Source organism: Acinetobacter sp. ATCC 27244, from assembly GCF_000156555.1.
Lineage (GTDB): Bacteria > Pseudomonadota > Gammaproteobacteria > Pseudomonadales > Moraxellaceae > Acinetobacter > Acinetobacter haemolyticus.
Genome location: NZ_GG665949.1, coordinates 87,790 through 101,552 on the forward strand (window position 1 = coordinate 87,790; position 13,763 = coordinate 101,552).

General features: G+C 38.3%; 16 protein-coding genes and 3 tRNA genes. 14 read left to right on the plus strand and 5 right to left on the minus strand.

Annotated elements, in window-relative coordinates; translation table 11 throughout:
* Positions 1-59: 59 nt before the first annotated feature.
* The 4 genes from HMPREF0023_RS00370 (at position 60) to HMPREF0023_RS00385 (ending at position 2,420) form a co-directional block, all read left to right on the plus strand.
* A complete protein-coding gene (locus HMPREF0023_RS00370) occupies positions 60-518 on the plus strand; it encodes a MarR family winged helix-turn-helix transcriptional regulator (protein WP_005081694.1) in 459 nt (152 codons plus the stop codon).
* Between the two features lie 150 nt (positions 519-668).
* Complete coding sequence (locus HMPREF0023_RS00375) at positions 669-1,076, plus strand: J517_1871 family lipoprotein (protein ID WP_392390270.1); 408 nt, start codon at positions 669-671, stop codon at positions 1,074-1,076.
* Between the two features lie 75 nt (positions 1,077-1,151).
* A complete protein-coding gene (locus HMPREF0023_RS00380; protein ID WP_004638289.1) occupies positions 1,152-1,769 on the plus strand; it encodes a MarC family protein in 618 nt (205 codons plus the stop codon).
* A 135-nt stretch (positions 1,770-1,904) separates the two neighbouring features.
* Positions 1,905-2,420, plus strand: coding sequence for an acyl-CoA thioesterase (locus HMPREF0023_RS00385; RefSeq protein ID WP_004638290.1), 516 nt, complete (start codon positions 1,905-1,907; stop codon positions 2,418-2,420).
* Positions 2,421-2,545: 125 nt separating this feature from the next.
* Here the strand turns inward: HMPREF0023_RS00385 and HMPREF0023_RS00390 are convergent, their stop codons facing one another.
* The gene (locus HMPREF0023_RS00390) at positions 2,546-2,734 is read right to left on the minus strand and encodes a hypothetical protein (RefSeq protein WP_005081698.1); all 189 of its coding nucleotides are present in this window, start codon (positions 2,732-2,734) and stop codon (positions 2,546-2,548) included.
* A gap of 470 nt (positions 2,735-3,204) precedes the next feature.
* Here HMPREF0023_RS00390 and HMPREF0023_RS00395 point away from each other — a divergent pair, with 470 nt between their 5' ends.
* The 4 genes from HMPREF0023_RS00395 to HMPREF0023_RS00410 all read left to right on the plus strand — a co-directional run bounded on the left by HMPREF0023_RS00395 (position 3,205) and on the right by HMPREF0023_RS00410 (position 5,975).
* Entirely contained in the window at positions 3,205-4,221 is a 1,017-nt protein-coding gene (locus HMPREF0023_RS00395) for a CobW family GTP-binding protein (RefSeq protein ID WP_005091236.1), read from the plus strand.
* A 60-nt stretch (positions 4,222-4,281) separates the two neighbouring features.
* On the plus strand, positions 4,282-4,812 hold the full coding sequence (locus HMPREF0023_RS00400; protein ID WP_005081702.1) for a YaeQ family protein: 531 nt from the start codon (positions 4,282-4,284) through the stop codon (positions 4,810-4,812).
* Between the two features lie 36 nt (positions 4,813-4,848).
* Positions 4,849-5,190: an FKBP-type peptidyl-prolyl cis-trans isomerase gene (locus HMPREF0023_RS00405; RefSeq protein WP_004638294.1), complete on the plus strand. Its 342-nt coding sequence runs from the start codon at positions 4,849-4,851 to the stop codon at positions 5,188-5,190.
* 389 nt (positions 5,191-5,579) lie between these two features.
* A complete protein-coding gene (locus tag HMPREF0023_RS00410; protein ID WP_026056310.1) occupies positions 5,580-5,975 on the plus strand; it encodes a hypothetical protein in 396 nt (131 codons plus the stop codon).
* Between the two features lie 66 nt (positions 5,976-6,041).
* On the opposite strand, the gene HMPREF0023_RS00415 is transcribed toward HMPREF0023_RS00410, so the two are convergent.
* Positions 6,042-6,127 (minus strand) — tRNA-Leu (locus HMPREF0023_RS00415).
* Positions 6,128-6,325: 198 nt separating this feature from the next.
* Here HMPREF0023_RS00415 and HMPREF0023_RS00420 point away from each other — a divergent pair.
* Positions 6,326-8,086, plus strand: coding sequence for an alkaline phosphatase D family protein (locus HMPREF0023_RS00420; protein WP_008940892.1), 1,761 nt, complete (start codon positions 6,326-6,328; stop codon positions 8,084-8,086).
* A gap of 118 nt (positions 8,087-8,204) precedes the next feature.
* Here the strand turns inward: HMPREF0023_RS00420 and HMPREF0023_RS00425 are convergent.
* Both HMPREF0023_RS00425 and HMPREF0023_RS00430 read right to left on the minus strand, forming a co-directional pair.
* Positions 8,205-8,290: transfer RNA gene (locus HMPREF0023_RS00425), tRNA-Leu, on the minus strand.
* 8 nt (positions 8,291-8,298) lie between these two features.
* Positions 8,299-8,372: transfer RNA gene (locus HMPREF0023_RS00430), tRNA-Cys, on the minus strand.
* Positions 8,373-8,523: 151 nt separating this feature from the next.
* Between HMPREF0023_RS00430 and folD the strand changes: the two genes are divergently transcribed.
* From folD to HMPREF0023_RS00445, 3 genes are all read left to right on the plus strand, one after another.
* The gene (folD, locus tag HMPREF0023_RS00435; RefSeq protein WP_008940893.1) at positions 8,524-9,372 is read left to right on the plus strand and encodes a bifunctional methylenetetrahydrofolate dehydrogenase/methenyltetrahydrofolate cyclohydrolase FolD; all 849 of its coding nucleotides are present in this window, start codon (positions 8,524-8,526) and stop codon (positions 9,370-9,372) included.
* A gap of 50 nt (positions 9,373-9,422) precedes the next feature.
* On the plus strand, positions 9,423-10,091 hold the full coding sequence (locus HMPREF0023_RS00440) for a class I SAM-dependent methyltransferase (protein ID WP_005081711.1): 669 nt from the start codon (positions 9,423-9,425) through the stop codon (positions 10,089-10,091).
* Between the two features lie 126 nt (positions 10,092-10,217).
* Positions 10,218-10,502: a GNAT family N-acetyltransferase gene (locus HMPREF0023_RS00445; RefSeq protein ID WP_005081713.1), complete on the plus strand. Its 285-nt coding sequence runs from the start codon at positions 10,218-10,220 to the stop codon at positions 10,500-10,502.
* 56 nt (positions 10,503-10,558) lie between these two features.
* On the opposite strand, the gene HMPREF0023_RS00450 is transcribed toward HMPREF0023_RS00445, so the two are convergent.
* Positions 10,559-10,981, minus strand: coding sequence for a hypothetical protein (locus HMPREF0023_RS00450; RefSeq protein WP_005081715.1), 423 nt, complete (start codon positions 10,979-10,981; stop codon positions 10,559-10,561).
* Positions 10,982-11,268: 287 nt separating this feature from the next.
* Here HMPREF0023_RS00450 and glpK point away from each other — a divergent pair, with 287 nt between their 5' ends.
* A complete protein-coding gene (gene glpK, locus HMPREF0023_RS00455; RefSeq protein WP_005081717.1) occupies positions 11,269-12,783 on the plus strand; it encodes a glycerol kinase GlpK in 1,515 nt (504 codons plus the stop codon).
* Positions 12,784-12,835: 52 nt separating this feature from the next.
* Positions 12,836-13,594, plus strand: a complete 759-nt coding sequence (locus HMPREF0023_RS00460; RefSeq protein WP_005081720.1) for a DeoR/GlpR family DNA-binding transcription regulator — start codon at positions 12,836-12,838, stop codon at positions 13,592-13,594.
* Positions 13,595-13,763: the final 169 nt, after the last annotated feature.

The window sequence follows — 13,763 nt, forward strand, 5'->3', positions numbered from 1 at the left end:
AGTAAAGTATGGAGCAGTAGCTTCATACTTTTTGTTTTTTTTATGATGAATGATGATTTATGGCACGTTCAAATATAGTTCCAACAACAATTCAAGATGAACCTAGACTAAGTTATATGATCGCCCGTGTTGATCGTATTATTAGTAAACATTTAACAGAGCAATTAAAACCATTGGACATTAGCTTGCCACAGTTTACAGCATTATCTGTGTTGGCATCTAAGCGTAATTTATCTAATGCTAAACTTGCTGAACGCTCCTTTATTAAACCCCAATCGGCAAATAAAATTCTTCAGGATTTATTTAGTAATGGATGGATTGAAAAAACGCCAGACCCGACTCATGGGCGTCGTATTTTGGTGACACTGACGGATCAGGGGCTAAATAAGTTACATGAGTGCAATATTGTGGTTGAAAAAATCGAAGAACAAATGCTGCAAGGTATTGATATAAACTTGGCTTATTTGATTCGAAATAACTTAGAACAGATGGTAAGTAATTTAAAAATGGATGAATAAACAACTTATGATTTGAGTAACTTTAAAACTGCATTGCAAGAACAGTTACACATCCCATACCCGGTGTATACATACCCTACAATTTATACCGCTTTCGGCTATGGGAAAATAATTGTAATTGTTTGCTTTTTTATTATTTGGGTGTTGGTTGTGAAGTATATTTTTTTATCAAGTATTTTGTTTTTTGGACTTGTCGGCTGTACTTCGATTACGACAATGTCATCTGAGCAATTTAATCAACTTAGCACGACACAACTTCCATTTTCTGGCAATTGGTCAGGGCAAGTCGGAGAAGCATCCGCGGTACTACATTTAAATCGTCAAGGCCATGGAAAACTTTGTATTGATAATAGCAAAGAAGTCATGTCGTACCGAGTAAAATTAGTGAATGACGTGCTTTATAGCGATCAAGGTCTAAAGTTTAACGTAAAATCGATCAATGCATCACAAGCCAATCTGCATATGCGTATGCTCGGATTGGGTGTAACATTTGAATTAAATAAAGATGATCCATTAAACAATGTAACGTCTAATTGTAAAACGTTTATAAATTCCTAAACGATTTAGTGTCTATTCATCTAATCTGTCAAAATCTAAAATCATTTAACCTTTGCTGCCAATAAAGAGTTATTTATGTTATCAGCGCACGTTCATGCATTTGCTTTATTTTTCTCATTGCTAAATCCTTTCCTAATGAGTGTTTATATGGTGGGGATGATTCGCAATACCGATGCTAAGATATTTAACAAGGCCTTGATTCAGGGGAGTTTTATTGCTTTAGCTGTATTTATATTGTTTGCTTGGGGTGGGGAAAGTATTTTTAGTCGTTATTTGAATGTGCGTTTTGAATCATTCCAAATCTTTGGTGGTTTAATCTTTTTGGTCATTGGCTATCGTTATGTATTCCAAGGTGCGGAAACAATTGGTGAAATGCGCGGTGCGCCCGAACATCTTGCTGGAACTATTGCGATGCCATTTATGATTGGCCCAGGAACGATTAGTGCTGCTGTTGTTACAGGGGTTACTGTGCCTTTTATTAGCGCGGTTGCTGTGATTACACTCACTTTATTTTTGACCTGTAGTATTTTGATTTTAATGAAATATGGGCATGATCATTTACGATATAAACATGCCAAATACATCGACCGCTATTTTGATATTGTTGGTCGTTTATCTGCATTGCTGATTGGTACGATTGCGGTAGATATGATTGTCAATGGAGTAACAGGTCTTATCCAATCAACACAATAAAAAAATAGATAATTGAAACATCGATTTTAGGGATTAAATTGAGAGACTAAATCAATGAAATTTAGTCTCTCTTTCTACTAATTATGGCGCATAATATTCAATAAGAAAGAACGCTTTTTTTGTGAGTCCTTGTCTATGAATCCATTAGACCAAATGAATCAAATTCCTGATGATCAATCAGAGCTCACGATGTCAGTACTGATGACACCTGACATGGCCAACTTTTCAGGCAATGTTCATGGTGGTGCGATTCTAAAGTTGTTGGATCAAGTGGCGTATGCATGTGCCAGTCGTTATTCAGGAAGTTATGTTGTTACGCTGTCAGTAGATAAAGTAAATTTCAAAGAACCTATTTATGTGGGTGAGTTGGTCACATTCTTGGCAAGTATCAACCATGTAGGACGTACCTCAATGGAGGTCGGGATCCGAGTGGAAGCACAAAATATTCAAGATCGTACGATACGACACACCAATACTTGCTATTTCACAATGGTTGCGGTCGATGAGGAGCGTAAACCGAAACAAGTTCCGCCTTTAAACTTAAACACAGACTGGAAACGTTGCCGTTTTGAGGCCGCTGAACAACGCAAAGAAATGCGTTTACAAGAGGTGCATCAGCCTTCATGTAGTATTTTTAAGTCCTCTTCTTAAAAATGATATCTATAAAAAAGATCGAACCGCAGCATGGTTCGATCTTTTTTTTGTTTATTATGAAATAGGGTCAAATCATAATAAACCGATTTAAAAGCAGAGGTAAGTTTTAAATCTATGTCGTATTAGTTTGCAACTGGTGCTGATGCTGGAGCAGCTTCACTTGATGCATCAGTAGCTGGTTGTTCTTGAGTAGAAACAACAACACGCTCGTCAGTCTGAGCTTCAGTTTGCACTTCATCAGCAGTTGCAGCGAAAGTTGTAGCCGCAGCAAGTGTAAGTGTTGTCGCAAGAAGAGTTTTGATAAGTTTCATTGTTGGCATCCTTAATTTCAGTTTCAATAAAAACAGCCTAAATTTGTAGATTAACCACGAATCTAGACATGTGCTCCATGCTATGTGCCAAAGTTCATTGCGGCAATGTTCTTAACAATCTATTACGTTGATCTTAACAATTCGCAAAGTTACTCATGTTTATGTACTTACTCTGTAAACCCTGAGCAAAGAATTCAGAATTAAAATGTATGAAAATATGTTTTTTTGGATAAAAAATAAACTAATTATTTACGCAGATTAAACATTTAATAAGAGTTGATAAGATTAACTTAATTGGATAATTCATTTATATTTTAATTTTAAATATGGATATTAGATCGCTAATGTGATTTATATCACTTTATTCTTTATTAATGTGGTTATTTTAAAGTTTGTAATTTTGAGAGGAAAATTTTATTTCTACAATTTTCCGCATTACAATTCCTTAAATTCTTATTCTTGAGTATGTCGTGAAAATTATTGCTCGCAAAGCAGTTCCAACTCATATTATTTCTGGTTTTTTAGGGGCGGGTAAAACCACGCTATTGCAGCATTTATTGACCCAAAAACCGAAAAATGAGGTTTGGGCAATTCTCATGAATGAATTTGGGCAAATTGGTGTTGATCAACAACTGATCACACAGCAGTCAGGTTATGCAGTCAAGGAATTATTAGGTGGCTGCTTGTGTTGCAGTAGTCAGTTGCCTATGCAGATCGCGTTATCTCGATTACTGAGTGAAAGTAAACCAGATCGACTGTTTATTGAACCAACTGGGTTGGGGCATCCAGCGCAACTTTTGGAGCAGTTGACTGAACCACATTGGCACAGTAGCTTGGATATGCGTGCATTGGTGGTCGTGGTTGATGGTAGCCGTTTACATGACAAACCATGGGTGCAACAGCATCTTTATACCGATCAATTAAAGGCTGCACAAGTCGTTGTAATTTCGCACAAAGACGGTATGAATGATGATGATCAGCAAGCCTATATTCAATTAAAACAAGAATATCAAACTTATGTGCAGTCTTGGATTGAAGCTGAAAATGGGCAAGTTCCACTTTTACAGCTTGATTTACCTTTAGTGCCAGTGCAACGAAAAATTCAGCCGTTACTGCGTCAGCAAATGACTCAGCAAAATGAGAGCGAGACGCAAGAAATCAAACAGCTCCCTTATCATTATGTAGAAACAGCTCAAGGCTATACCGTAGCTGGATGGAAATTTCCGAAACGATGGCAATTCAAGTTTTATGATGTCTTAGATCTATTATGTACACAACAGGATTGGATTCGAATCAAAGCAATCTTTTATACCGATCAGGGCTGGAAAAGTTTTAATTTTAATCCTGAGCAATTCAATTATAAATCTTCAGAGGAAAGTATTGATAATCGAATCGAAGTAATTATTCAGGATTCAGTTCAACATGATTGGTTATTATTTGAAACTCAGTTGTTGGCTTGTCGCGTAGATGGCTTAGAATCAATATGAATCTCCGCATTTATTGAGCAAAATAGAGTATGCTTAGCGCCAAATTTGAGGACATGATTCATGGCGCTAAAAGCAACGATATATAAGGCAGATCTTAATATTGCCAATATGGATGATCACATTTACGCGGATTATCAATTAACACTTGCTCAACATCCTTCAGAAACCATTGAACGTTTAATGGTTCGTATTCTGGCTTATGCTCGTTATGCTGATGAGCAATTAGAATTCACCAAAGATCTATTTGAAACAGATGAGCCAGCCTTATGGCAGAAGGATTTAACGGGTTTATTAGAAAAATGGATTGAAGTGGGTTGTCCTTCTGAAGATAAAGTGAAAAAGGCAAGTGCACGATGCAAACGTGTTGCGATTGTTACCTACGGAAGTCAAGCGCAAGATTGGTGGCAAAAAAACACTAAAATCAAAACATTGAACAATGTTGAAGTTTGGCAATTGGCAGCACCAACCAGCGAAGCATTGGAACAATTGTGTGAACGAACGATGCAATTACAACTCAATATCATGGATGGGGAGTGGACTTTGTTAAGTGACAAAGGACAGATCGATATCCAATGGCAACAGTTACAATAATCTTCGATAGTATCTATTTCGTTTGGAGAGATAAAAATGAGTGCAGAATTACAAATTATTGATTTGAAAGTTGGTGAAGGTAAAGAAGCTGTCAAAGGGGCATTAATTACCACACACTACACTGGATGGTTGGAAGATGGAACACAGTTTGATTCCTCACTTGATCGTGGAAATTACTTTGAAACAGTGATCGGCACAGGACGTGTAATCAAAGGCTGGGATCAAGGCATTATGGGAATGCGGGTCGGTGGAAAACGTAAATTGATCGTACCTGCACATCTTGCCTATGGTGAGCGTAAGATGGGAAAAATTATTCCTGCCAATTCAAATCTAATTTTTGAAATTGAGCTTTTTGATGTGAAAACTCGCGACGAATAGCTTGTCTGATCGTTGATCGACATTACGTGATTTAGTTTCATGATGATTCTAAATCACGTTAAAAATCATAAATATAAGTTTAAAAAAGCTATACCGATTATTTTTATACAAGATTATGATTTTACATAATTTTTCATTTATCTGATTTTTATCACAGCCTAAGAAAAAAAGATTGATTCTATAAAATTGGCTATATATCTTTGAGATTAAAGAGCAAATTTTTTAAATGATAATAACTTGCCTAAAATCAACAGTTCTGGTCTTTCAAAAAAATTGCTCATAAAGTTGTAATCAACGTGTGGTCCACAAACGCTGAAGGCAATTTAGATTATAAAAATGCGGTATTAAGCCAACAAGTCATAAAAAATTTTGAATGGGTAGAACAATATATGAATGATTATTTGGATATCACGGCATCTGAGCTATTGAGAGAATTACATCACTTCTTCTTGATTGATACTTATGATGGTGCTGAAACAGGTTTTTGGGTGAATGAAAAAGCATTAATTGATAAACATTATTGGCTTGATGGTGAGCATAAAGTTGAAATTGTCAGAGAACAAAGTGCAACCCATTTACATGCCCAACATAGTTATCGAATTACTTTATTGAATCAGGATGAAGGCGATGTTGTTTTATTAAATTATGATGGGGTAAACAAAAAGGTACTTACTTTTCGGCGCGGGGAGTGGGTAAATCGCATGTATAAATATTTTTATCAAAAAGAACGCCATTATTTACAACAGCTTGCTGAGCATCCCAATTTTCAAGTGATTGATTATTAAATTTTAGACATAAAAAAACCAGCTTACGCTGGGATTTTTTAGCACCAAACTTCACTTGTAGAAGAATGGTGCCCGAGGCCAGACTCGAACTGGCACGCTTTGTGGGCGGGGGATTTTAAATCCCCTGTGTCTACCGATTTCACCACTCGGGCATGAGCGCAATAATAGAGGACACTTTAAAACTTGGCAAGTATAAAACTGATTGTTTGCTTTCTTTTCAATCAATTCATGTGTTTATCGGATAAAACTAGGTTGATTTTCATCATTTATTCATCAAATTGAGATCAAAGTTTCATATCAAAGACTTATTTTTAGCTATTTGTAGTGATAAAAACTAAGGTAGCTATCCAATGACAGCAAAAATTTCACGACGGGAACTGATTCAAAAAAGTTTATTTGGTTTTGGGGCTTTATCTTTATCTGCCAGTTTAACAGGATGTAATAACAGTTCAGATAAAGAAAACCATTCGCTGAAAGTCAGTTTTGAGCATGGCGTTGCAAGTGGTGATCCATTGCAGGACCGTGTCATTTTATGGACTCGATTAACGCCGAATGATGCGAGTGCACGTTTACAAGTGACTTGGCAGATTGCGTTAGATCAACAATTTAAACAAATTATTAAAACCGATAAAGTCATCACCACAGCATCGGATGACTTTACGGTAAAAGTTGATGCGACGGATTTGAAAGCGGACCAAAGTTATTTTTATCGCTTTATATTTGGAGACAAGATTTCTCCTGTTGGGCAAACCAAGACTTTAGCTGTAAATACCTCAAAAGTAAGTTTTGCAGTGTGTTCTTGTTCTAACTATCCAGCAGGCTATTTTTATGTTTATCGTGAGATAGCAAAGCAAAATGTCGATGTGGTTATTCATCTTGGTGATTATATTTATGAATATGGCGCAGGTGAATATGCTTCAGAAGATGCTGTTCAATTAGGGCGAACCTTAGCTGCTGATAATAATCAGGAAATTATCAAATTAGATGATTATCGCAAACGTTATGCTTTATATCGTCAAGATCCAGACCTACAAGCAGTTCATCAACGTCATCCATTCATCGTGGTTTGGGATGACCATGAGTTAGCGAATGATACGTGGAAAGACGGAGCAGAGAATCATCAAGAAAATGAAGGTTCATTCTTAGAGCGTAAATTGGCAGCCTTACAAGCCTATTTTGAATGGATGCCAATTCGTCCAATAGATGATCAGAAAATTAAGATTTATCGACAGTTTGATTTTGGTCATTTAGTGCAACTTAGCATGTTGGATACTCGGATCATTGCGCGTGATGAACAGTTGGATTATGCAAATTACATTACAGCTTCAGGATTGGATGCCGCAAAATTTCAAGCCGATTTGACTGATCGCAATCGTACTTTAATGGGATATGATCAACGAGACTGGTTGCTCGGAAAACTCCAGCAATCCACTGCAACATGGAATGTATTAGGCCAACAGATTTTAATGAGTAAAATGCAGATTCCTGCTGAGTTGTTATTTTCTTTGGCTGAGATTACTTCTGGCCAGCTAAGTGCCGATACATTAACCAAAATGCAAGCACAGATTAAAGAACTGGTCACTTTAAAGATGCGTTTAAAACAAGGTGATCCAACTTTAACGTTACAAGAAAAAGCACGTGTCCTAACGGTTGCACCTTATAACTTGGATGCATGGGATGGTTATTTTGCTGAGCGTGAAATTCTGTATGGTACTTTGGCACAATTAAAAAAGAAAATTGTTGTGTTAGCAGGGGATACGCACAATGCATGGTCGTCTAACTTATATAGTCAAGATGGCGCTTTTGTTGGTGTTGAGCTTGCAACCAGTTCGGTATCTTCACCGGGTATGGAAAAGTATCTCAATATTCCAACTGATCAACTACAACAATTTGAATTTGCATTTACGACCTTAATCGATGAGTTGAACTATTGTAATTTAAACCAGCGCGGTTATTTGATGGTTGAGTTTAATGAAGAAAAAGTTCACTCAGAATGGATTTTCGTTGATTCAATTAAAAAATCAGAATATCAAGTTGATACTGCTAGACACTATCAGTTGGATTTAGATTTGGATTTATTGCCGATTCAAACGAATCAGCAAGTCGCATAATGAATTGAATCGAAAAGCCAAGTCGTTGCACTTGGCTTTCTTGATTTAATAAATTTCAGACATAAAAAAACCAGCTTACGCTGGATTTTTATTGCACCAAACTTCAGTAGTTGAAGGATGGTGCCCGAGGCCAGACTCGAACTGGCACGCTTTGTGGGCGGGGGATTTTAAATCCCCTGTGTCTACCGATTTCACCACTCGGGCTTTACCAATGGAGGCGGAGGTCGGAATCGAACCGGCGTACACGGAGTTGCAGTCCGCTGCATGACCACTCTGCCACCCCGCCATCTCTTGGTGATGCACATATTAGCAATCTTTAGAAAAAAACAATAGTGTTTCTAGCGAATATGCACATAAAAACAACATCTAAAAGAATATTGCTCAAATTATCATGTATTATTTACGCTATTGATTGATACCCACTTTGGAGATGCGCTGTGGCATTGGTTTTAGACGGTCGTGCATTAGCAACACAAATCGAAGCTGATTTGTTAGTACGTGTAGAAGCATTAAAAGCAAAATCGGGACGTACCCCAATTTTGGCAACAATCTTGGTTGGTGATGATGGTGCATCTGCAACTTATGTACGTATGAAAGGTAATGCGTGCCGCCGTGTTGGAATGGATTCACTTAAAGTAGAACTTCCAAAAGAAACCACCACAGAACAATTATTAGCTGAAATTGAAAAATTAAATGCAAATCCTGATGTACACGGTATTTTGCTTCAACATCCTGTTCCAGAACAAATTGATGAAAGAGCATGTTTCGATGCAATTTCATTAGAAAAAGATGTCGACGGCGTAACTTGTTTAGGTTTTGGTCGTATGGCGATGGGTGAGTCTGCTTATGGTTCAGCAACGCCAGCAGGTATCATGACGGTTTTGCAAGAAAACAAGATTGAAATCGCAGGTAAACATGCGGTTGTTGTTGGTCGTTCAGCGATTTTAGGTAAACCAATGGCAATGATGCTATTACAAGCCAATGCTACCGTGACCATTTGTCATTCACGTACTCAAAACCTTCCTGAGCTGGTGAAGCAAGCTGATATTATTGTGGGTGCAGTCGGTAAGGCTGAATTAATTCAGAAAGACTGGATTAAACAAGGCGCGGTTGTTGTTGATGCTGGTTTCCATCCACGTGAAGGCGGTGGCGTAGGTGATATTCAATTAGTCGGTATTGAAGAAGTTGCATCAGCTTATACACCAGTTCCTGGTGGTGTAGGTCCGATGACGATTACCACATTGATTCGCCAAACAGTAGAAGCTGCTGAAAAGGCTTTAGGTTAATATTTTGACCCCTCTAATATAGAGGGGTTTTTTTCAAGAATTAAAGAACGATGAGCTGTACATTCCAATTTGCGAAAGCGCCTGAGCAATTGCTAAAAGCACTACACGAAGTTATTCCAAATACTGATTTATTGGCTCAACAACTGCCAGAAACTCCAATTTCCTTATGGTTGATTCCACCTGTATTTCCTACTGATCGCTTAGACGATGAGGTTATTCGACGAATTTGGAATGAAACACCGTATTGGATTTTTTGTTGGGCATCGGGTTTGGCGATGGCGCAATGGTTATTGGCAGAACCCCATCACGTCAAAGATAAAGTGGTGTTAGATTTTGGGGCAGGCTCAGGTGTTGTTGCAATTGCGGCAAAGATGGCAGGCGCAAAACGAGTTATTTGCTGTGACATTGATCAAGTGAGCTTAGCGTCATGTCGTGAAAATGCATTACTGAATAATGTCGAACTTGAATATTTAGATGATTTGTATAAATCTGAACAAGTCGATGTTTTGCTTGCAGCTGATGTGCTCTATGATCAGTGTAACCGATTTTTTTTAGATGAGTTTTTGAAGTTTGCGCCTGAAGTCTGGGTTGCAGATAGTCGAGTGAAAAACTTTAGCCATCCACATTATATTAAGTTGGATGAGCGGAGCGCGACAACGTGGCCTGATTTAGATGAAGCCAAAGAGTTCAGAAATGTAAGCTTTTATCGAACTAAGTGATTGGCTCTACTTGATTTAAAATATCAAAACTCAACACAATCCTATGGTATAGCATGTTAAAACATGTAGTGATTTAAGTGATCTTATAATTACACCAAATCAAACAAAATAGAGCAGGAGAGTGGCATGGATATTCAGCAAACAGATGATGGCAAACATGGTGTTTTTAAACTATTGGATGGTGAGGTGATCGCTGGAGAGATGGCTTATACATGGGCCGGCGAAGAAATGCTCATCATTGATCATACTGATGTAAATGAGGATTTTCGTGGTCAAGGTATTGGCCGACAACTTCTTGATGCATTAATCGAATTTGTGCGTCAGCGTCAGGTCAAAGTTATTCCGCTGTGTCCTTTTGCAAAATCTGTATTTGATAAAGATTCATCTATTCGTGATGTATTAAAAGCATAAGTAAAATAGGATGTATTTAGTTCTGATCTATATACATCCAGTTTCTGATGAGTTAATTATGAGCAGGTATAGCGAACAACAGTTAGCGTTGTTGGTTTAGCTTCAAGTGCCTGACGAGTTGCATAGCCAGTCGTATTATTAAAATCTGGTGAGTTCGATAGACCAAAAGTTGCGCGACTGTTACCGAGCTGAACACCATATTGTTCTTGCTTGGTTGGGTTCATGATTTCATTGGTACTGAGAATGTTTAATTTATAATTTCTCTCTGCACCGAGCACTTGTTTACAGGCATGTTGGAGTTTTTTCTCATCTAGATTTGCATTGCCACGGGCGGAAAGCGTATACGCAATTGTTGCGGAAGTTGCTGTTTTACTTTCAATTTGATAACCCTTTTCACCATTATATTGATGTGAAGTGCTCTGACATGCAGTAATTAAAAGTGTACCGCTCACAATAAAAAGTAAATTGGTTTTTTTCATTTCAATCGTCCTGTTATTTCTGGTTTTAGTATCGCATAAAATAAATTTTGAATTGTTAGGAATCTTTAAAAGTTCTGCGTTTCGTCAATTTTATATTCAAATTTAAAGAAAGAATTTTCGTTTACGAACAATTTTGCATATAATCTGCCGAGTTTTTAATTTAATGCAAAAGTCATTGCTTTATTGCGATATTGCTACCCGTTTTTCGGGCGTTTAATTTATTGCTCAAATAGGAGCTGTTGATGTCCAACAAATCCTAAAATAAGGCAGGTCTGGTTAGGTATGTCATGATCTCTACAGATAGTCAAAAAAAATATGTTGTTGCATTTGATCAAGGTACAACGAGTTCACGTGCAATCGTATTGGATCACGATGCGAATGTCATCACTATTGCTCAGCGTGAATTTACGCAAATTTACCCGCAACCAGGTTGGGTTGAGCATGATCCTATGGAAATCTGGGCGACTCAAAGCGCAGTTTGGGTTGAAGCCTTAGCACAAGCGAGCATTTCTAGTGATGAAATTGCCGCGATCGGGATTACCAACCAACGTGAAACTACGGTGATTTGGGATAAAAAAACAGGTAAGCCGATCTATAATGCGATTGTATGGCAAAGCCGACAAAGCAATGAAATTTGTAATCAGCTCCGCCAAAATGGCTGGCAAGATTATGTGCGAAAAGTAACAGGGTTAGTAATTGATCCTTACTTCTCGGCGACTAAAATCAAGTGGATTCTTGATCGTGTTGAAGGCAGCCGTGAGCGTGCAGAGCGTGGTGAGCTTTTATTCGGGACGATCGATACATGGTTAATTTGGAAATTAACCAATGGTCAAGTGCATGTTACAGACTATACCAATGCCTCTCGTACGATGTTATTCAACATTGAAACTTTGCAGTGGGATGACAAGCTGCTTGAGGCTTTAGATATTCCAAAGGCAATGTTGCCTGAAGTACGCAGCTCTTCTGAAGTTTATGGTTATACGCATACCATTAGTGGTCAGGAAATTGGTATTCCAATTGCAGGTATTGCAGGTGATCAACAAGCTGCATTGTTTGGGCAGATGTGTGTTGAAGTTGGCCAAGCCAAAAATACCTATGGGACAGGTTGTTTCTTACTCATGAACACTGGTGAGCGTATGGTTCAATCGGATCATGGCTTGTTGACGACGATTGCTTGTGGTGCAAAAGGCGAAGTGAACTATGCGCTAGAGGGTGCTGTTTTTAATGGTGGTTCTTGTGTGCAGTGGTTACGCGATGAGTTAAAAGCGATTAATGATTCACATGACTCAGAGTATTACGCAACCAAAGTCAAAGATAGTAACGGGGTGTATGTGGTACCCGCATTTACTGGGCTTGGCGCACCGTATTGGGATCCTACCGCTCGCGGTGCAATTTTGGGCATTACTCGTGGTGTGAGTATTGAACATATCATCCGTGCAACTTTAGAATCTATTGCTTATCAGACGCGTGATGTTTTGGATGCAATGCAACAAGATTCTGGTGAGAAATTACGAACCTTACGTGTAGATGGCGGGGTCACTGCAAATAACTTCTTAATGCAGTTCCAAGCAGATATTTTATCCACCTCTGTAGAGCGTCCTGCGATGAAAGAAACTACAGGAATGGGCGCAGCATTTTTAGCGGGTCTTGCTGTCGGTTTTTGGTCGGATTTAAACGAGTTAAAGCGTAGAATGACGATTGAAAATACTTTCACGCCAGCATGTACGCAGGAAGAAACTGAAAAACTCTACACTGGCTGGCTAAAAGCTGTAGGTCGTACCCGTGATTGGGCTGAGGATTAAGCAGAACAATCACAGCGTTATATTGATTTGAAATAGCATAGGATGGATGAGCATGAGCTTGATACTACGCCAACAAAAAACCCTTGAGCTTGTACGGGAACGTGGCTATATCAGTATTGAAGAGCTTGCTCAATATTTCGATGTGACACCACAGACGATTCGTCGTGATATTAATCAATTGGCTGATGAAGGTTTGCTGCGTCGCTATCATGGCGGCGCAGCACATGATTCAACGGTGGAAAACACGGAATATACCACCCGTGTTGGTTACATGCTTGAAGAAAAGAGAACCATTGCAGAGGCTGTGGCGGCGGCTGTACCTGACCATGCTTCGTTGTTTATTAACATCGGGACAACCACAGAAGCCATTGCACATGCATTGTTAAACCACACTGGACTAAAAATTATCACCAATAATTTAAATGTCGCGAAGATTTTGAGTACTAAAGAAGATTTTGAGGTATTGATCGCCAGTGGGCGTGTTCGTCCAGATGGAGGGGTGATTGGTCAAGCAACCGCTGACTTTTTTAAACAGTTCAAGGCTGATTATGCTTTAGTCGGTATTAGTGGAATAGAAGAAGATGGCACATTGTTAGATTTCGATTTTCAAGAAGTCTGTGTATCTCAAGAAATTATCTCAAGTGCTCGTCAGGTTTTCCTCGCAGCAGACAGTAGTAAGTTTGGTCGAAATGCAATGATTCGTTTAGGATCATTAAAACAAGTGGATTGCATTTTTACGGATCAACAACCCAATGAGCAATATATGAAGATGATCCAAGAATTAGACGTTGGTTTGATTATTGCGAAATAGATTTCATTTTCGAAAAACAGCGTACCAAATTCTAATAAAAATTATTTAAAATCAATCATATTTTCTTGTTTAGTGGAATGTCTCAGTCATTCCACTGCTTTCACTTAATTTTCATTTGAATAATTCAATACACAAAACGTCGATTGGTTTACGTTTTTGTGGCTATTAT